This is a genomic window from Flavobacterium sp. CG_23.5, from assembly GCF_017875765.1.
Lineage (GTDB): Bacteria > Bacteroidota > Bacteroidia > Flavobacteriales > Flavobacteriaceae > Flavobacterium.
Genome location: NZ_JAGGNA010000001.1, coordinates 3,484,694 through 3,503,899, shown reverse-complemented (window position 1 = coordinate 3,503,899; position 19,206 = coordinate 3,484,694). Strand labels below are relative to the sequence as shown.

Sequence of the window (19,206 nt, the reverse complement as noted above, 5' to 3'; positions counted from 1 at the left end):
TTAATCTTAATTGACTAAATTTGCACCGCAATACAACAAACTATACAACAATGATCCATTTCTTTGAAAACCAAAGCAAAACTGTTTTTGCAGTACAAACGCAAAACGAAATTTCAGCTCAAGACATTTCAAAATTAAACTGGCTTTTTGCCGACTCAAATAAAATCGAAAAATCCGTACTGACGGATTTTTTTGTTGGTCCTCGTGCCGCAATGGTGACTCCATGGAGCACCAATGCCGTGGAAATTACCCAAAATATGGCGATTTCTGGAATCATCAGAATTGAGGAATTTCATTATGCTGCGGCTGATGCGGAGGATTTTGATCCTATGCTTTCTCAAAAATATTCCGAGTTGAATCAAGTTATTTTCACCATAGATATCGCACCGGAAGCAATTTTAGAAATTGATGATATTGCGGCATACAACAAAAAAGAAGGATTGTCTTTAAGTCCGGAAGAAGTAGAATACCTAAATGATTTAGCGATCAAACTAGGTAGAAAACTAACCGATTCTGAAATTTTTGGTTTCTCACAAGCCAACTCAGAGCACTGTCGTCACAAGATTTTTAATGGGAAATTTGTTATAGATGGTGTGGAAAAAGAATCTTCTTTATTCAAAATGATTAAGAAAACATCGTTAGAAAATCCTAATGATATCGTTTCAGCATATAAAGACAACGTTGCTTTTGTAAAAGGGCCTCGTGTAGAGCAATTTGCTCCAAAAAGTGCAGACAAACCTGATTTTTATGAAGTCACTGAATTTGATTCGGTTATATCCTTAAAAGCAGAAACACATAATTTCCCAACAACTGTCGAACCTTTCAATGGCGCCGCAACTGGTTCAGGTGGAGAAATTCGTGATCGTTTAGCAGGGGGACAAGGTTCTTTGCCTATGGCAGGAACAGCAGTTTATATGACTTCCTATTCTCGATTAGAACAAAACAGACCTTGGGAAAACGGAATGACCGAGAGAAAATGGTTGTACCAGACTCCAATGGATATTTTAATCAAAGCCTCTAACGGAGCATCTGATTTTGGAAACAAATTCGGACAACCGCTTATTACAGGTTCTATTCTGACTTTCGAACACGAAGAAGACGCACGCAAATTAGGTTTCGATAAAGTGATTATGCAAGCGGGCGGAATTGGTTACGGAAAATTAGATCAAGCCATTAAAAAAACACCACAAACGGGAGACAAAATCGTTATTCTGGGTGGAGAAAATTATAGAATCGGAATGGGTGGAGCTGCGGTTTCTTCTGCAGATACAGGTGCTTTTAATTCTGGTATCGAATTAAATGCAATCCAACGTTCGAATCCAGAAATGCAAAAAAGAGTAGCCAATGCCATTCGTGGATTGGTAGAAAGCAATGAAAACCCAATCGTTTCCATTCACGATCACGGTGCTGGAGGACATTTAAACTGTCTGTCAGAATTAGTGGAAGATACTGGTGGTTTAATTGATTTGGACAAATTGCCTGTGGGCGATCCTACACTTTCTGCAAAAGAAATCATCGGTAACGAGTCTCAAGAAAGAATGGGATTGGTTATTGGACAAAAAGATATTGACACCTTACAAAAAATTGCCGATAGAGAGCGTGCTCCTATGTACCAAGTAGGTGACGTGACCGGAGATCATCGTTTTACTTTCGAATCAAAAACTACAGGTGCTAAACCAATGGATTTTGCTTTGGAAGACTTTTTTGGAAGTTCCCCAAAAGTAGTTATGACAGATTCAACTATCGACCGAAAATATGCTGATTTAGATTATAACATCACAAATATATCAACCTACTTAGAACAAGTGCTTCAACTGGAAGCCGTGGCCTGTAAAGACTGGTTAACAAACAAAGTAGACCGTTGTGTGGGTGGTAAAGTAGCCAAGCAACAATGTGCCGGACCGTTGCAACTGCCGTTGAATAACTGCGGAGTAATGGCTTTGGATTATAACGGAAAAGAAGGAATAGCTACTTCTATCGGGCATTCGCCTGTAGCCGCTTTGCTTGATCCTGTTGCAGGAAGCAGAACCGCTATTGCTGAGGCTTTATCGAATATTGTTTGGGCTCCAATTAAAAATGGTTTAGACGGAATTTCACTTTCGGCAAACTGGATGTGGGCTTGTAAAAACGAAGGAGAAGATGCTCGTTTGTATGCCGCCGTAGAAAGTTGTTCAAATTTTGCAATTGAATTGGGGATAAATATTCCAACGGGAAAAGATTCACTTTCGATGAAACAAAAATATCCAAACGAAGAAGTAATTGCACCGGGAACGGTTATTATTTCAGCAGGTGGAAACTGTACCGATATCAGAAAAGTGGTAGAACCTGTTTTACAAAAAGACGGTGGTTCTATTTATTATATCAATTTATCGCAAGATGAATACAAACTGGGTGGTTCATCGTTTGCACAAACGTTGAACACAATAGGTAAGGACGCACCAACAATTAAAGATGCGGCCTTTTTCAAAAGAGCTTTCAATACCATTCAGGAATTAATCCTTGAAGACAATATTTTGGCGGGACACGACATAGGAAGTGGTGGTTTAATTACAACTTTATTAGAAATGTGTTTTGCTGATACTAATTTAGGAGCTAAAATAGATTTCTCTCCCGAAGCTTCGGGATTCGAAGAAAAAGATATCATCAAATATCTTTTTGCTGAAAATATCGGGATTGTTTTCCAAGCAAAATCAGATGCTGAAGTAGAATCTAAATTAGAAGCAAATAAAGTTACGTTCTACAAACTTGGAAAAGTGGTCGAAAACGGAACTTTAGACCTTGGACATTTGACTTTTGACATACCTACATACAGAGACATTTGGTTTAAAACTTCGTTTTTATTGGACCAAAAGCAATCTAAAAACGGAATGGCTCAGGCGCGTTTCGAGAATTATAAAAATCAACCTTTAAACTATACTTTTCCAACACATTTTACAGGAAAGAAAGCAGTAATCGACAATTCTAAACCACGTCCAAAAGCGGCTATTATTCGTGAAAAAGGAAGTAATTCCGAGCGTGAAATGGCGAATGCGATGTACTTAGCTGGTTTTGATGTCAAAGATGTTCACATGACTGATTTGATTTCGGGTCGTGAAACCTTGGAAGACATTCAGTTCATTGGTGCTGTGGGAGGATTCTCGAATTCGGATGTATTAGGTTCTGCCAAAGGTTGGGCGGGAGCCTTTTTATACAACGAAAAAGCAAAAACCGCTTTGGATAATTTCTTCAAACGTGAAGATACCTTGTCGGTAGGGATTTGTAACGGTTGCCAGTTATTTGTAGAATTGGGTTTAATTCATTCAGAGCATGAAGAAATGCCAAAAATGCTGCACAACGACAGTAATAAACACGAAAGTATTTTTACCTCTGTAAAAGTACAGGATAACAAATCGGTGATGCTATCTAGCTTGGCTGGAGCCACACTTGGAGTTTGGGTTTCGCATGGAGAAGGAAAATTTGAATTGCCTTTGGGCGAAGAAAATTACAATATCGTTGCCAAATACGGTTACGAAGGCTACCCTGCCAATCCAAACGGTTCTCATTATGATGTGGCGATGCTTTGCGACACCACAGGACGCCATTTAGTTATGATGCCTCACATTGAGCGTTCTACGTTCCAATGGAATTGGGCACATTACCCAAAAGATAGAAACGACGAAGTTTCGCCTTGGCATGAAGCCTTTGTGAATGCGAGATTGTGGATTGATAAAATCTAATTTTTGTTTTTAATAGATAGAAAGCGTTCTCGAAAGGGAACGTTTTTTTTGTGGGATATTATTTATATCTTTAATGCTAAATAAAAATACCCCTTTGAAAAATAGGAAAAGCAATAGATTAAAAGGATATGATTACGCACAGGATAATTTGTATTTTGTTACAATATGCGTTCAGGATAGAAATTGTTGTTTTGGATCGATCGTAGGGACAGGTCGCGACCTGTCTCTACTCTTTATAAAATCAAACCGTTAATGTATCAACAATAGCAGAAACTGGGCGTATTGCCCTCGTGTTTTCAATTGTTGGTCCGGCAACCCAAACCGTTTTATAGGTAACTTCAGTAGCTGCTTTGGTCACTGCATTAGATCCCAACACATATCGAATCATTTTCACCCACTTTTTCAAGCTTTTATTTTTATTTAAAGTGCTTTCTAACCACGTTTGTTTTGTTCCTACTTTTTGAATGTAAGGCGTGTTAATAACCGTACAAGGCGTCCCCGAAATTTTCTCAGTCAAAACAATATCTTTTGCACCATAATCAACACAGGCTTGCTTGTATTCCTCTGAAACGCCAGACTCATGTGAGGCTATAAAAGGACTACCCACAGACACCCCTACCGCACCATAACTCAACATTTTATCTAAATCTGATTTAGTACTAACACCACCAGCGGAAATAACTGGTAATCCCGTATTTAAATTTAACTCTTTAATTAATTCTTCTGGAGCATAATTCCCTCTATGTCCACCAGCCAGTTTGTTAACTGCAATTACGGCATCAGCACCTAAACTTTCCACTTTTTTGGCAAAAGCCAAGTCAGTAACATCACAAAAAACTTTAATACCTACTTTATGGGCTGCCTTAATGGTTTCTTCTGGTGAACCTAAGGAAGTGATTATGAAATCGACTTTTTCTTCGCACAAAACAGCTAATTGATCTTTGTATTTGATATTTGATTTATTCACAATCAAATTATAACCAAAACTACCACCTACAACTTTAGCTGCTCTAAGTTCAATAATTGAAGCGCGCAGTTCCTCTAATGTGCGGTAATTTAAGGCTGGAATACAACCTGCCACACCCGATTTCATTCCTTCAATTACCATTTTAGTATTCGATACTAGAAACATAGGAGCCATTATTAGCGGTTGACTAATATTTAAAATGGAAGTTAAGCTGGGCTTTGTCATTTTTTAAGGTTTTAATGGAACCAAATATAACTAAATATACTATGCGTGCCTAGTATTTTAAAGTAAAAGAAAATGTAGCATTCAAACAAGAAATGGAATGTTTTTAAATAATTTTTTAGCGTGGACTCGGTTCGCAAGTTCCTATTGACTTTGCCTCAAGTCAATAAAATTCCGTCGAATTATATTTCCTTTTTGCTGGCGATGGGCAATAATAAATACTACAGTATGTAAAATCCTTAAACAAAGCTTATTTTTGTAGCGTGAAGAAATCAGTCTCAATTATTGGTGGAGGACCTGCAGCACTTTTGCTTGCCGCATTTCTCGACCCTCAGAAATTTAACGTTACCATTTACGAGAAAAACAAAACGCTGGGAAGAAAATTCCTTGTGGCTGGAAAAGGAGGCTTTAACCTTACTCATTCAGAACCCATTGCGCAACTTGTTGATCGATATACGCCATCGCATTTTTTGCAAGAAGCGCTACTTGATTTTGATAACCTTGATTTTCAAAAATGGATTGATACTATGGGTATCCCAACTTACATAGGTAGTAGTAAACGCATATATCCTGAAATCGGAATTAAACCTATCGAAGTGCTTAACGCTATTTTAGATGTGCTTAGTAAACGAGGTGTTACCATTCAGTATCAAAATACTTGGACAGGCTGGGACAGTGACCATAATCTTGTCTTCAATGATGCCATTGAAGTTCAATCTGACTATACTGTTTTCGCCTTGGGCGGAGGTAGCTGGAAAGTAACAGGCTCTGATGGGACATGGCTCGAACTATTCAAAACACAAGGGATAGAAGTTATTCCTTTTAAAGCCTCCAATTGCGCTTACGGGGTAAACTGGAATCCTGATTTCATTGACTTATATGAAGGAAATCCGCTTAAAAATATAGCAGTTAGCTGTGGCGATAAAAGTCAAAAAGGCGAAGTAGTGCTTACACGTTTTGGTTTAGAAGGAAATGCCATTTATGCAATCAGCCCGCAAATTCGGGAAGAACTTAATGACAAGCAAAATGCTACTATCTTCTTAGATTTAAAACCAACATTAAGCTATGATGATTTGCTTCATAAGCTCAAAAAATCAACCTTAAAAAAAACGAGCGAAAAATTACAAAAAGAGCTTAAAATGAGTCCGGCACAAATTGGACTTTTGAAAATATACCTTTCAAAAGAAACCTATCTTAATTCGGAACTTTTGGCACAAAACATCAAAAAACTCCCAATTGAAATAATGGGTTTTGCCCTATTAGACGAAGCCATATCCACCACTGGAGGAGTTAACTTGAATGCCTTAGATGAAAATTTTGAATTGAAAATGTTGAAGAATCATTTTTGTATTGGAGAAATGATCGATTTGGATGCACCCACGGGCGGCTATCTTCTTCAATCTTGCTTTAGCATGGGCGTTTATCTTGCGCGTCACCTGAATTCGATCCCTTAATTTTTAAAATGATTGGCGAAACGAGGTATTTGATTAGCTTTGGATAAAATAAAAAATTCTATTTAGTAACATCATTATTCAATACTAATTAACGGGTATCAAGCTCGTGTACCGATTCGTTGGTCATAGACGGAAGGTTGGGAAACCTCTATGTACTTGATGCCATTTTGCCAACCTATCAAATTAGCTGTAATATTACTAAACAGAATTTATATATTACAAAGATAAGTAGAACCTACAGCTTGAATTTTATATAATTTTTTGATTATTTTGCAAGATTTACAGTTTATGGTATTTATTGTAAAATCATCACAAAATTCACACTTGTTGGCGTAACAAATCAATTTTTAAAATTCTATAGTAAAGCTATGCAAAAAAGTAATTTTGAACGGATGTTACAACTGGCTGATACTGTTTTTGCCGTCAAAAATGACCCAAGCCAACTTGATGTAGATGACAAGGTAATCGAGCAATTAAAAAGGATACATCCAGAAACAGTTTTAGAATTTGATTTTGGAAATGGTCCTGTGGCGTGGGTTTTACTAATTCCGACGACACTTAATTTAATGCACCAATTTCTTGAAAATAAAATCTCTGAAAAAGAACTATTTGAACTGACGCCTTTGGATACTGCATATGAAGCTTTGTATTTATGCTCCGCGTTAGTCTTAGAAGAATATCGGAGAAAAGGAATTGCAAAGCAACTGACACTGCAGGCAATTGAAAGCATACGCAGCGTTCATCCTTTGAAAGCTTTATTTGTCTGGACATTTAGCAAAGAAGGAGATTTGGGTGCGGAAGCGCTTGCATACTTGACCTCCTTACCTTTATACAAACGACCAAAATAAAAGCAGAAACTAAACATACTAATTAGCCAACAAATGATAATGAAGAATTTGTAATCAAGAGATTTTTATTTCAATTCTGCCAAAAATCAACTTGATTAACACAATAGTTTAAAGGATATTTTATTAGTTTTGTTCCAAGGTCGATGCTATCAATTTGAAATTCTCACCATCAAAACTAAATAATTCCTTAAAATCTTTAAAACATAAATAACCTAAAATGATAAAAACCATTACTCTCCCATTTCTTGCGTTTCTGTTATTTGCAACGCTCTCCAATGCCCAGAACAAAGTCGAAGAAATCACAGCCAAAGATGGACATCATTATATTACTACAGATATAGATTACCCAATAACCGGAACGTATTTATTTGAAGGTGAAACCGAACCCATTGTACAATTAAATCCAGACGGAACAGGAATTTTCCAGTTGAATGATTTGTCAAAAACAGCAATGATTTGGGGTATCGAATGTGATAAAAATGGGGAACCCAAATTTCATAAAGGATTTAATTATGCAGTTTACACACTTTGGTACAAAAACAATGAAGTAATTTCAGAAACTGATGCCGCGAACAATTGGATTAATGTGCATTTTTCCATTCATTTTGAAAAAAAGAAAATGTTTATCTTAGGAGAAAGAAGTAAAGACTACATTGAATAATTGAATTTATCTTTTCTCTTAATTATAAAATCAAAAGCCGAAACAAATTGTTTCGGCTTTTGATTTTATAGAAAATTCCGTTTCATTTACTCATCAATGAATCACTGAAATAGGCCATTTCATCCACAATCATTCCTTCATCATTAAAGGTGTCTATGAATAATATGGGTACAACTACATTTTTCTTATCTGATTTGCGCGTCATTCGCATGTTCCACCAGGATTGCACTACTTTGGAATTTCCCATTTCATAATTTAAATAATCTGGATAACCTACCACATCAATACTTGTTATTTCAAACTCATCCATCATTTTTTTATCGCTATCTTTCATTTGGTCCAAAGTCATACTTTTAGCATCGATGGGCATATTTATATTTCTAAACTGCGCTTTTTTATCATAAAAACTGTATGCTTTTGCAAAATCTTTATTTTCAAATGCACGAATCATCAGCCTGATTTTGTTAATGTAATCATGGTGATTATAGATAGTTCCATTTTTTCGGTCAACAGAACTTTCTCCTATTTCATTATAAATTCCTGAATCGGAATAGGTAGTCATCATTTTGATTTTGTTGTTCTTATCCACGGTAAAAAGTCTGTGAATTGGCATATCTAAGGCAACACCTGTTTTGTTGTGAACTCCTTTTAAGTTATCCCACGTCTGCACCCAAGTCACATCTTTATTGTTCGCATCTTTGTATTCTAAGGCATCAGGATAAGCACCATCGGAACGTTTTATACTCAAGTAATCAATATTACTGTTCCAAAATTTTAATTGATTTATGAAACCCTTTTTATCGATTCCTTTATCCTGTTTATTGGTATTAGATCCATTGAACGATTTGAAATCATCCGTTAAATAACCGGCAACTTTTACAGAGTCACCTTTTACAAATGCCTGTTGCATTGATTCTACCACATTAATTGCCGGATGCTCAACATAAATAGTTCCGTTGACTTTTTTTTGCGCGTAAGTGATGAATGTTAAAACCATCATCACAATCAGTAATGCTTTTTTCATTTTAATAATATTTAGTTGGTTAATACTACTATAAATATACTTATTATTTTTTTAACTAACTGAAATTCAGTTATATAAATTTATTAATTATAATAAAAACTCATGTGTACTGACTGTTCATTTGTAAAATCAAAATAAGGCATACTAACAGTTCTAGCGACGCAAAAATTGATTGTTTTAGCGAATAAATTAAGAAACGTTAAGCCAATTAAAGACGCCTATTTTAAGCTTTTTTTATCAAGTGGCCACGTTTTTTACTTTTCATACAGATATATCTGCATAAATTTAGATTTTATCGCAGCGATTCCAAATGTTCTCTATCAAACTTCGATCTACTATCACAACACTTTTGACACTTAAAATCAATCCTTTATACCAATTTTTAAGAAAACGATTTCGTTGAGTGGGAAAGCTACTGTTTAATTTTGCTATTTAATTTTTGAAAAATAAAAAATATCGTTAATTTTTATTTAATTTGCGATAAAATTCAATAATCTATAATGATAACTATCTCCCGCCTTTTTGATTTTCCTTATTATCAACAAGAAAAATATACTAACATTCCGGATGCTTTAGTAAGCAAGCAGGACGGTGTTTGGGTAAAAACTTCTACTCAGGAATACATTGACAAAGCAAATGCTGTTTCTAGGGCATTTTTGAAAATGGGCATTCAAAAAGATGATAAAATTGCCATTATTTCCACTACTAATAGGACTGAATGGAATATTATGGATATTGGTACTTTGCAAACGGGAGCACAAACCGTTCCTATTTACCCAACAATTAGCGAAGAGGATTATGAATACATCCTGAACCATTCGGGGGCGATTTATTGTTTTGTATCGGATGTTGAAGTACTTAGAAAAGTAAATTTGATTCGAAATAAAATTCCAAATCTAAAAGAAGTTTATTCATTCAACGAAATTGACGGCTGCAAAAACTGGAAGGAATTGCTTATTCTTGGCGACGACCAAAGCAATCAAAATGATGTTGAAAATCGAAAAAACAATGTAAAAACAGAAGATTTAGCAACTATAATTTACACTTCGGGAACGACAGGAAGACCAAAAGGAGTTATGCTCTCGCATAAAAATATCGTATCCAATGTTTTAGACAGTGCAAAGAGAATTCCTTTTGAAGCTGGAAAAAGTCGTGCGTTGAGTTTCCTACCGATCTGTCATATTTTTGAAAGAATGATTTTGTATTTATACCAATATTATGGCGTTTCGGTCTATTTTGGAGAATCAATTGATAAAATCAGTGACAACCTTAAAGAAGTAAAACCAACGGTAATTACAGCTGTTCCAAGACTACTTGAAAAAGTATATGATAAAATTTATGCTAAAGGAACTGAGCTAACTGGAATAAAAAGAAATCTTTTCTTTTGGGCTATTGATTTAGGGTTGAAATTTGAACCGTATGGAGCCAATGGTTTTTGGTATGAAATGCAACTTAAAATTGCCCGAAAATTGATTTTCAGTAAATGGAAAGAAGGTCTAGGCGGAAACTTGGATTTAATGGTCTCTGGAAGTGCAGCCTTACAACCCAGATTAGCTAGAGTTTTTGCAGCTGCCGAAATTCCAGTAATGGAAGGATACGGTTTAACCGAAACTTCTCCAGTAATATCTGTAAATGATATGAGAAACAAAGGTTTCAGAGTAGGGACTGTAGGAAAAGTAATTGATAACGTGGGAGTTAAAATTGCAGAAGACGGCGAAATCCTATGTAAAGGACCTAACGTAATGATGGGTTACTTTAAAGATGAAAAATTAACGAGCGAAGTAATAATAGACGGTTATTTCCACACCGGCGATATAGGAATTTTTGACAATGACGGATTCTTGAAAATCACGGACCGTAAAAAGGAAATGTTTAAAACCTCAGGAGGAAAATATATTGCACCGCAACTTATTGAAAACACAATGAAACAATCGCGTTTCATTGAACAAATAATGGTGATTGGTGATGGACAAAAAATGCCTGCAGCCTTCATTCAGCCTAATTTTGATTTCTTGAAAGAATGGGCTGTCATTCACGGAATTGATATTGGGAAAACAAACGAAGAAATTATCTCTAACGAAAAAGTCATCGAACGAATTCAAGGAGAAATCGATACATTGAATGAAAAATTTGGTAATTGGGAGAAAATCAAACGTTTTGAATTGACTCCTGATGTTTGGTCTATCGAAGGCGGACAATTGACTCCAACTTTGAAATTAAAACGAAAAATAGTTATGGAAAAATACATTATTTTATTCAATAAAATCTATAATTAATTGATTTAATACCCGTAATAATTAAGACTGTAATAAAAATTTAATAAATCGCATTGCTATGAAAATGAAAATCATAATTTGTTCGTTATTAACTGTTCTTATGTTTTCTAATTGTAAAGAAAAAAAAGAAGTAGATTCGATTAAGGCAAACTATTTAGATTTTTCAAAGCGGGATGATCAGTTTACAGGCGGAATTAAAATGATTCCTATTACTACGCCAAAAGGCACCTTTAAGGTCTGGACAAAAACCGTTGGAAATAATCCAACAATAAAAGTGTTACTATTACATGGCGGTCCAGGCGGAACACATGAATTTTTTGAATGCTTTGACGGTTTCTTTCCCAATGAAAGCGTTGAATACATCTACTATGACCAACTAGGCTCTTATTATAGTGATCAGCCCAACGATAATAGCTTATGGACTAATGAACGGTTTGTTGAGGAAGTTGAACAAGTACGCAAAGCATTGAAACTAGACAATTCTAACTTCTACCTGATGGGGCAATCCTGGGGTGGAATTCTAGCAATGGAATATGCTTTAAAATACCAAAAAAATCTAAAAGGATTGATCATTGCCAATATGATGGCGAGTGCTCCGGCATATAACAAATATGCAGATGAAGTACTCGGGCCACAATTAGACCCAAAAGTATTTGTGCAAATTAAAGAATTTGAAAAAAACAAAGATTACACCAATCCTAAATATACTGAACTACTTTATAAATATTATTATACCGAACATATTTTAAGAATGCCGATCGATAAATGGCCGGAATCTATTAATAGAGCTTTCAAACATATAAATCCAAACGTATATGTTTATATGCAAGGTCCAAGTGAATTTGGGATAACTGGAGATGCTACATTAAAAAATTGGGATGTTACTGCAAGACTTAAAACTATAAAAGTTCCTACACTTGTCATCGGTGCAAAATATGACACCATGGATCCAAAACATATGGAATGGATATCCAAAGAAGTTCAAAATGGTCGCTTTTTATATTGTCCAAATGGAAGTCATTGCTCACAATATGATGACCAAGAACATTATTTCCCTGGGGTAATCAAGTTCTTGAAAGACGTGGATAGCGGTAATTTTAAGAAATCATAATCTAAATAATCCATGATTAAACACAAAACTCCTTAATTTTTTAAGGAGTTTTTTTTTATTTTAACAATTCTTAACAAAAAAATAATTGTATTTTATTATGCGTGCATAGTATTTTTTATTATATTTGAAATCGATATAGTTGATAAGTCTAATATATTTGTTAAAACGGAGATTCTTTTTTATTCTTTTACACAATATACTCTTTATATCCCAAATAAAAACAAATATTATCTACATATGAAAGACAAAACAATAGATTATATTTTAAGAGCTACTTGGCAGGCCGTTTCAAGAATGTATAATGAGGAAGCGTCAAAATATGATGCAACAATGGCAACTGGTTTCGCATTGTTGAGTATGGACAAGGAAGATGGAACACCATCAACCGCTTTAGGACCTCGAATGGGTATGGAAGCCACCAGTTTGACTCGTACTTTGAAATCTATGGAGGAAAAAGGATTAATTCTTAAAAAGAAAAATCCAGATGATGGCCGAGGAGTATTGATTTACCTGACTGATTTTGGTAAAGAAAAAAGAGAACTTTCTAAAAATACCGTTTTAAAATTTAACGAAACCATCCGACAACACGTTTCGGAAGACAAACTTAAACATTTCATAGAAGTAGCAGAAACTATCAATGAATTGATTCAAGACAAAAATATATTTAATCACACGAGCGTCAGCGAACTGGCGGAGCAAACTGAAAAAACAGAAAATGACATCGCCATGATTCAAAAAACAATCAATAATTAAGAATGGCGATACCATATTCCAATAAAAAAACAAATATTAACTACGTATGAAACGCACAATTAAAAAAGTTGCAGTAATTGGATCCGGAATTATGGGTTCAGGAATTGCTTGTCATTTTGCTAACATTGGTGTAGAGGTTTTACTTTTGGACATTGTTCCAAGAGAACTTACCGAAGCAGAAGCCAAAAAAGGCCTTACTTTAGAAAGCAAAATCGTAAGAAATCGATTGGTGAATGAGCATTTAGCTAATTCCCTGAAATCGAAGCCCTCTCCTATTTACAGTCAGAAATTTGCAAGCAGAATCACAACTGGAAATACCACTGACGACATGGCAAAAATTGCTACTGTTGATTGGATTATTGAGGTTGTAGTGGAACGTTTGGACATCAAGAAAATGGTTTTCGAACAAATTGAAAAATTCAGAAAACCGGGAACTTTAGTTACTTCAAACACATCCGGAATTCCGATTCACTTTATGAGCGAAGGAAGAAGTGACGATTTCCAAAAGCATTTCTGTGGGACACACTTTTTTAACCCTGCGCGTTATTTAAAGTTATTCGAAATTATTCCTGGTCCACAAACTTCAACTGAAGTATTGGACTTCCTTACTATTTATGGAGAAAAATTCTTGGGAAAAACTTCGGTTGTTGCCAAAGATACTCCTGCATTCATTGGAAATAGAGTTGGGATTTACGGGATTCAGAGTTTGTTTCATTTGGTAAAAGAATTGGGACTTACGATTGAAGAAGTAGATAAATTGACTGGTCCAGTTATTGGCCGACCAAAATCGGCCACTTTTAGAACCGTTGACGTTGTTGGATTGGATACTTTGGTACATGTTGCCAATGGTATTTATGAAAATTGTCCTAACGACGAACAACACGAGTTATTCAAACTACCAGAATTTGTCAACAAAATGATGGAAAACAAATGGTTGGGAAGCAAAACGGGTCAAGGTTTTTATAAAAAAGTAGATAGAGATATTCTTTCTTTGGATTTAGATACTTTAGAGTACCGTCCGGCTAAAAGAGCTTCTTTTGCTACTTTGGAACTTACAAAAACGATCGATAAACCAATTGACCGTTTTAAAGTTCTGGTAAAAGGAAAAGACAAAGCAGGTGAATTCTATAGAAAAAGTTTTGCTGGAATGTTTGCTTATGTTTCGAACAGAATTCCTGAAATCTCAGATGAATTATACAAAATTGACGATGCGATGAAAGCCGGTTTTGGATGGGAAAATGGTCCTTTCGAAATTTGGGATGCAATCGGTGTTGAAAAAGGAATTGAAATCATGAAAGCGGAAGGTCTTGAACCAGCTGCTTGGGTAAATGATATGTTGGCTTCTGGAAGTACTAGCTTCTATTCTGTAAAAGAAGGTGCAACTTTTTTCTACAATATCCCTACAAAATCACAAACTAAAGTTCCAGGTCAGGATTCATTTATTATCCTTAACAACATTCGCGAAAGCAAAAAAGTATGGAGTAATAGCGGTGCGATTATACAAGATTTAGGAGACGGAATTTTGAATTTAGAATTCCAATCTAAAATGAATACGATTGGCGGCGATGTTTTGGTCGCTATCAATAAAGCGATTGATTTATCTGAAAAAGAATATCAAGGATTGGTTATTGGAAATCAAGCAGCGAATTTCTCTGTGGGTGCCAATATTGGAATGATTTTCATGATGGCCGTAGAACAAGAATATGACGAATTGAACATGGCCATCAAAATGTTCCAGGACACTATGATGCGCGTGCGTTATTCTGGAATTCCAGTTGTTGTTGCGCCACACGGAATGACTTTTGGTGGTGGATGCGAAATGAGTTTACATGCTGATAAAGTAGTTGCTGCTGCTGAAACTTACATGGGATTAGTAGAATTTGGAGTTGGTGTACTTCCAGGTGGTGGTGGATCTAAAGAGATGGCGTTAAGAGCATCAGACTTATTCCATAAAAATGATGTTGAGTTGAATGTTCTTCAAGAATATTTCTTGACAATCGCTATGGCTAAGGTATCTACTTCAGGATACGAAGCTTTTGATACCGGACTTTTACAACAAGGGAAAGATATTATTGTGGTAAACAAAGACCGTCAGATTGCCGAAGCGAAGAAACACGCATTATTAATGGCAGAAGCAGGTTATACTCAACCTATTCGCAGAAGTGATGTAAAAGTATTGGGAAAACAAGCCTTAGGTATGTTCTTAGTAGGAACGGACCAAATGGAAGCCGGAAAATACATCTCAGAACATGACAAGAAAATTGCTAATAAACTAGCCTATGTAATGGCTGGTGGTGATTTATCTGAACCAACATTAGTAACGGAACAATATTTATTGGATTTAGAACGAGAAGCATTTTTAAGCTTGTCTACAGAACGTAAGACATTAGAAAGAATTCAATTTATGCTTACAAAAGGTAAACCATTAAGGAATTAGAAAAAGAATTAAGTATTTTGTATTAAGAATTAAGATTTTAAACCAGACAATTATGCATCAGTTTGAAAAATTAAAAATTTGGCAAAAAGCAATGGATATTGCTGAAAACGTATACCGTGTTTGCAAAGATTTGCCAATTGATGAAAAATTTAATTTAACACATCAAATTAAAAAATGCGCAGTTTCTATTCCTTCTAATATCGCAGAAGGTTCAGGAAGAAATTCAAATAATGAATTTGTATATTTTCTTGGTGTTGCTAATGGTTCAACTTATGAATTGATAACTCAATTAATGATTTCAAAAAGACTTGAATTAATTTCAGAAGAACAAATAACACCAATTGTAAATGAATTGGTAGAAGTAAGCAATATGAGTTTCGCTCTTCAAAAATCTCTAAAAAGTAAAAATTTATAACGATTGGCTAGTCTTAATTCTTAATACTCCAATCTTAATACTCAATTTATGAAAACAGCATATATAGTAAAAGCATACAGAACAGCCGTGGGGAAAGCTCCAAAAGGCGTTTTTAGATTCAAACGTCCTGACGAATTGGCAGCAGAAACTATTCAATTTATGATGAATGAGTTGCCTGATTTCGACAAAAAACGTATTGATGACGTGATGGTAGGAAATGCGATGCCGGAAGCAGAACAAGGTTTAAACGTAGGTAGATTGATTTCTTTGATGGGATTGAAAATCGAAGATGTTCCCGGTGTCACCGTAAACCGGTATTGCGCTTCAGGATTAGAAACAATTGGTATGGCTACAGCCAAAATCCAATCGGGAATGGCGGATTGTATCATTGCCGGCGGTGCCGAAAGCATGAGTTTTATTCCAATGGGAGGCTATAAACCTACTCCGGATTATGCTGTAGCAAAAGCTGGAAACGAAGATTACTATTGGGGAATGGGACTTACTGCTGAAGCGGTAGCCCAACAATTCAATGTATCTCGTGCGGACCAAGATGAGTTTGCGTACCAATCACATATGAAAGCCCTGAAAGCGCAAGCCGAAGGTAAATTTGACAAACAAATTGTTCCTATTACTGTGGAACAAACGTTTATCAACGAGAACGGTAAAAAAGAAACTAAATCGTATATCGTAAATAAAGATGAAGGTCCTAGAGCAGGAACTTCTGTGGAAGCTTTGGCAGGTTTAAGACCCGTTTTTGAAGCAAACGGAAGTGTAACTGCAGGAAACTCTTCTCAAATGAGTGATGGAGCAGCATTTGTTTTAATCATGAGCGAAGAAATGGTAAAAGAATTGAACCTTACTCCTATCGCCCGTTTGGTAAACTTTGCATCAGCAGGAGTTGAACCAAGAATCATGGGAATTGGACCGGTAAAAGCGATTCCAAAAGCATTGAAACAAGCCGGATTAACTTTGAATGATATTGATTTAATAGAGTTAAACGAAGCTTTTGCATCACAAGCATTAGCTGTAACGAGAGAATTGAACCTAAATCCTGAAATCATTAATGTTAATGGTGGTGCGATTGCGTTAGGTCACCCTCTGGGTTGCACTGGAGCTAAACTGTCGGTTCAATTATTTGACGAAATGAAACGCAGAGGAAGTAAATACGGAATCGTTTCCATGTGTGTAGGAACAGGACAAGGTTCAGCAGGGATTTACGAATTGTTGTAAAGCCCCCTAACCCCCGAAGGGGGAACACTCCAATATTATAAATAATTTAGACAATCAATAACTTTACACCCTACTGACCCCTAGTAGGAATTCCCCCTTCGGGGGTTAGGGGGCTAATTATGGCAGATACAATTGAAAAAAACGTAACCCGTGGCGGTCAGTTTTTGGTTAAAGAAACAAAGTGCGAAGACATCTTCACTCCAGAAGATTTCAATGAAGAGCAATTAATGATGCGTGACTCAGTAAAAGAGTTTGTTGACAAAGAATTATGGCCAAATAAAGACCGTTTTGAAAAGAAAGATTATGCTTTCACAGAAGAGTCCATGAAAAAAGCCGGTGACTTAGGATTTCTAAGCGTTGCTGTTCCGGAATCTTATGGAGGAATGGGAATGGGCTTTGTAAATACTGTTTTGGTTTGTGATTATATTTCTGGAGCAACGGGTTCATTCTCGACTGCTTTTGGAGCACATACTGGAATTGGAACAATGCCAATTACTTTGTACGGAACTGAGGAACAAAAACAAAAATATGTACCAAAATTAGCTTCTGGCGAATGGTTTGGTGCGTACTGTTTGACTGAACCAGGAGCGGGATCTGATGCCAACTCTGGAAAAACAAAAGCAGTTTTATCTGAAGATGGTAAATATTACTCAATCACAGGACAAAAAATGTGGATTTCGAATGCAGGATTTTGTTCTGTATTTATCGTTTTTGCAAGAATTGGTGATGATAAAAATATTACTGGTTTTATACTTGAAAACACAGCCGATAATGGAATCTCAATGGGTGAAGAAGAACACAAATTAGGTATTCGTGCTTCCTCTACTCGTCAGGTTTTCTTTAATGAAACTAAAGTTCCTGTTGAAAACATGCTTTCTGAAAGAGGAAATGGTTTCAAAATAGCGATGAATGCATTGAACGTGGGTCGTATCAAATTGGCAGCTGCTTGTTTGGACGCACAAAGAAGAGTAATTTCAAGTTCAGTTAAATATGCTAATGAAAGAATTCAGTTTAACACGGCAATTTCACAGTTTGGAGCCATTCGTTCTAAATTAGCAGAGATGGCGACAAGCTGTTATGCTGGAGAAAGCGCGACTTATAGAGCTGCCAAAGATATTGAAGATCGCATTGCATCACGTGAAACTGAAGGATCTACACATCAGGAAGCTGAATTAAAAGGTGTTGAAGAATTTGCTATTGAATGTTCCGTATTGAAAGTGGCGGTTTCTGAAGATGTTCAAAATTGTGCCGACGAAGGAATTCAAATTTTTGGTGGAATGGGATTCTCTGAAGATACGCCGATGGAAAGTGCTTGGAGAGATGCACGTATTGCTCGTATTTATGAAGGAACAAACGAAATCAACAGAATGCTTTCTGTAGGAATGTTGATTAAAAAAGCCATGAAAGGACACGTTGATTTATTAGGTCCTGCAATGAAAGTAACCGAAGAATTAATGGGAATTCCTTCTTTCGAAACACCAGATTATTCTGAATTGTTTGCTGAAGAGAAAGAAATGATTGCTAAATTGAAAAAAGCATTCCTAATGGTTGCCGGAGGTGCGGTTCAAAAATACGGACCAGACTTAGACGCACACCAACAGTTATTGATGGCAGCTTCTGATATCTTGATTGAAATCTACATGGCAGAATCAACGATTTTAAGAACTGAAAAATTAGCTAAAAAAGAAGGCGAAGCTAAAGTACAAGAGCAAATCGCAATGGCAAAATTATACCTTTACCAAGCTGTTGATATTGTAACTCAAAAAGGAAAAGAAAGCATAATCTCTTTTGCCGAAGGCGACGAACAACGTATGATGCTAATGGGCTTAAGACGTTTTACAAAATACACCAATATGCCAAATATTGTTGGGTTAAGAGAAACAATTACAACCAAATTAGTAACAGAAAACCAATACTGTTTCTAATTGTAGAAGATAGTTTTTAGTAGATTTAGTTGTTAAAAAACCGCATCTGTTGTCATAAACAGTGCGGTTTTTTTTTTAAAATTATATAGTTAATTGATTTTAAATCATTACGAGAATTTTAATTATAATTTATCTGAAAATGTGGATTTTACCAAATAAAAACTGAA

The 19,206-nt window shown here is 35.7% G+C and carries 13 protein-coding genes; 11 read left to right on the top strand and 2 right to left on the bottom strand.

From position 1 onward, the window contains the following. Positions 1-50 precede the first annotated feature (50 nt). The gene (purL, locus tag H4V97_RS15030) at positions 51-3,716 is read left to right on the top strand and encodes a phosphoribosylformylglycinamidine synthase (RefSeq protein ID WP_209550157.1); all 3,666 of its coding nucleotides are present in this window, start codon (positions 51-53) and stop codon (positions 3,714-3,716) included. A gap of 241 nt (positions 3,717-3,957) precedes the next feature. On the opposite strand, the gene H4V97_RS15025 is transcribed toward purL, so the two are convergent. Further along, a complete protein-coding gene (locus H4V97_RS15025; RefSeq protein WP_209550156.1) occupies positions 3,958-4,908 on the bottom strand; it encodes an NAD(P)H-dependent flavin oxidoreductase in 951 nt (316 codons plus the stop codon). 260 nt (positions 4,909-5,168) lie between these two features. Here H4V97_RS15025 and H4V97_RS15020 point away from each other — a divergent pair, with 260 nt between their 5' ends. The 3 genes from H4V97_RS15020 (at position 5,169) to H4V97_RS15010 (ending at position 7,868) form a co-directional block, all read left to right on the top strand. Next, positions 5,169-6,359 carry an NAD(P)/FAD-dependent oxidoreductase gene (locus H4V97_RS15020; protein WP_209550155.1) on the top strand — a complete coding sequence of 397 codons (1,191 nt, stop codon included), beginning with the start codon at positions 5,169-5,171 and terminating at the stop codon, positions 6,357-6,359. A gap of 368 nt (positions 6,360-6,727) precedes the next feature. Next, positions 6,728-7,207 carry a GNAT family N-acetyltransferase gene (locus H4V97_RS15015; protein WP_196849192.1) on the top strand — a complete coding sequence of 160 codons (480 nt, stop codon included), beginning with the start codon at positions 6,728-6,730 and terminating at the stop codon, positions 7,205-7,207. 217 nt (positions 7,208-7,424) lie between these two features. Continuing rightward, positions 7,425-7,868: a hypothetical protein gene (locus H4V97_RS15010; protein WP_196849191.1), complete on the top strand. Its 444-nt coding sequence runs from the start codon at positions 7,425-7,427 to the stop codon at positions 7,866-7,868. 82 nt (positions 7,869-7,950) lie between these two features. Here the strand turns inward: H4V97_RS15010 and H4V97_RS15005 are convergent, their stop codons facing one another. Then, positions 7,951-8,892, bottom strand: coding sequence for a nuclear transport factor 2 family protein (locus tag H4V97_RS15005; protein WP_196849190.1), 942 nt, complete (start codon positions 8,890-8,892; stop codon positions 7,951-7,953). 500 nt (positions 8,893-9,392) lie between these two features. On the opposite strand from H4V97_RS15005, the gene H4V97_RS15000 reads away from it, so the two are divergent. The 7 genes from H4V97_RS15000 (at position 9,393) to H4V97_RS14970 (ending at position 19,039) form a co-directional block, all read left to right on the top strand. Further along, positions 9,393-11,168, top strand: coding sequence for an AMP-dependent synthetase/ligase (locus H4V97_RS15000; protein ID WP_209550154.1), 1,776 nt, complete (start codon positions 9,393-9,395; stop codon positions 11,166-11,168). Between the two features lie 58 nt (positions 11,169-11,226). Next, a complete protein-coding gene (locus H4V97_RS14995; protein WP_209550153.1) occupies positions 11,227-12,279 on the top strand; it encodes a proline iminopeptidase-family hydrolase in 1,053 nt (350 codons plus the stop codon). A gap of 237 nt (positions 12,280-12,516) precedes the next feature. Beyond that, positions 12,517-13,032 carry a MarR family winged helix-turn-helix transcriptional regulator gene (locus tag H4V97_RS14990; RefSeq protein WP_245345246.1) on the top strand — a complete coding sequence of 172 codons (516 nt, stop codon included), beginning with the start codon at positions 12,517-12,519 and terminating at the stop codon, positions 13,030-13,032. 46 nt (positions 13,033-13,078) lie between these two features. After that, positions 13,079-15,469 (top strand): 3-hydroxyacyl-CoA dehydrogenase/enoyl-CoA hydratase family protein, encoded by a 2,391-nt coding sequence (locus H4V97_RS14985; protein WP_209550152.1) that lies wholly within the window; start codon positions 13,079-13,081, stop codon positions 15,467-15,469. Positions 15,470-15,521: 52 nt separating this feature from the next. Continuing rightward, positions 15,522-15,884: a four helix bundle protein gene (locus H4V97_RS14980; RefSeq protein WP_196849186.1), complete on the top strand. Its 363-nt coding sequence runs from the start codon at positions 15,522-15,524 to the stop codon at positions 15,882-15,884. A 48-nt stretch (positions 15,885-15,932) separates the two neighbouring features. Then, entirely contained in the window at positions 15,933-17,114 is a 1,182-nt protein-coding gene (locus H4V97_RS14975; RefSeq protein WP_209550151.1) for an acetyl-CoA C-acyltransferase, read from the top strand. 119 nt (positions 17,115-17,233) lie between these two features. Then, complete coding sequence (locus tag H4V97_RS14970) at positions 17,234-19,039, top strand: acyl-CoA dehydrogenase family protein (protein ID WP_209550150.1); 1,806 nt, start codon at positions 17,234-17,236, stop codon at positions 19,037-19,039. The last annotated feature ends 167 nt before the right edge of the window (positions 19,040-19,206 follow it).

What these genes read in the sequence shown, in the direction of transcription:
- purL (WP_209550157.1), top strand. Translation starts at nt 51, where the DNA reads ATGATCCATTTCTTTGAAAACCAAAGCAAAACTGTTTTTGCAGTACAA.
- H4V97_RS15025 (WP_209550156.1), bottom strand. Translation starts at nt 4,908, where the DNA reads ATGACAAAGCCCAGCTTAACTTCCATTTTAAATATTAGTCAACCGCTA.
- H4V97_RS15015 (WP_196849192.1), top strand. Translation starts at nt 6,728, where the DNA reads ATGCAAAAAAGTAATTTTGAACGGATGTTACAACTGGCTGATACTGTT.
- H4V97_RS15010 (WP_196849191.1), top strand. Translation starts at nt 7,425, where the DNA reads ATGATAAAAACCATTACTCTCCCATTTCTTGCGTTTCTGTTATTTGCA.
- H4V97_RS15005 (WP_196849190.1), bottom strand. Translation starts at nt 8,892, where the DNA reads ATGAAAAAAGCATTACTGATTGTGATGATGGTTTTAACATTCATCACT.
- H4V97_RS15000 (WP_209550154.1), top strand. Translation starts at nt 9,393, where the DNA reads ATGATAACTATCTCCCGCCTTTTTGATTTTCCTTATTATCAACAAGAA.
- H4V97_RS14995 (WP_209550153.1), top strand. Translation starts at nt 11,227, where the DNA reads ATGAAAATGAAAATCATAATTTGTTCGTTATTAACTGTTCTTATGTTT.
- H4V97_RS14990 (WP_245345246.1), top strand. Translation starts at nt 12,517, where the DNA reads ATGAAAGACAAAACAATAGATTATATTTTAAGAGCTACTTGGCAGGCC.
- H4V97_RS14985 (WP_209550152.1), top strand. Translation starts at nt 13,079, where the DNA reads ATGAAACGCACAATTAAAAAAGTTGCAGTAATTGGATCCGGAATTATG.
- H4V97_RS14980 (WP_196849186.1), top strand. Translation starts at nt 15,522, where the DNA reads ATGCATCAGTTTGAAAAATTAAAAATTTGGCAAAAAGCAATGGATATT.
- H4V97_RS14975 (WP_209550151.1), top strand. Translation starts at nt 15,933, where the DNA reads ATGAAAACAGCATATATAGTAAAAGCATACAGAACAGCCGTGGGGAAA.
- H4V97_RS14970 (WP_209550150.1), top strand. Translation starts at nt 17,234, where the DNA reads ATGGCAGATACAATTGAAAAAAACGTAACCCGTGGCGGTCAGTTTTTG.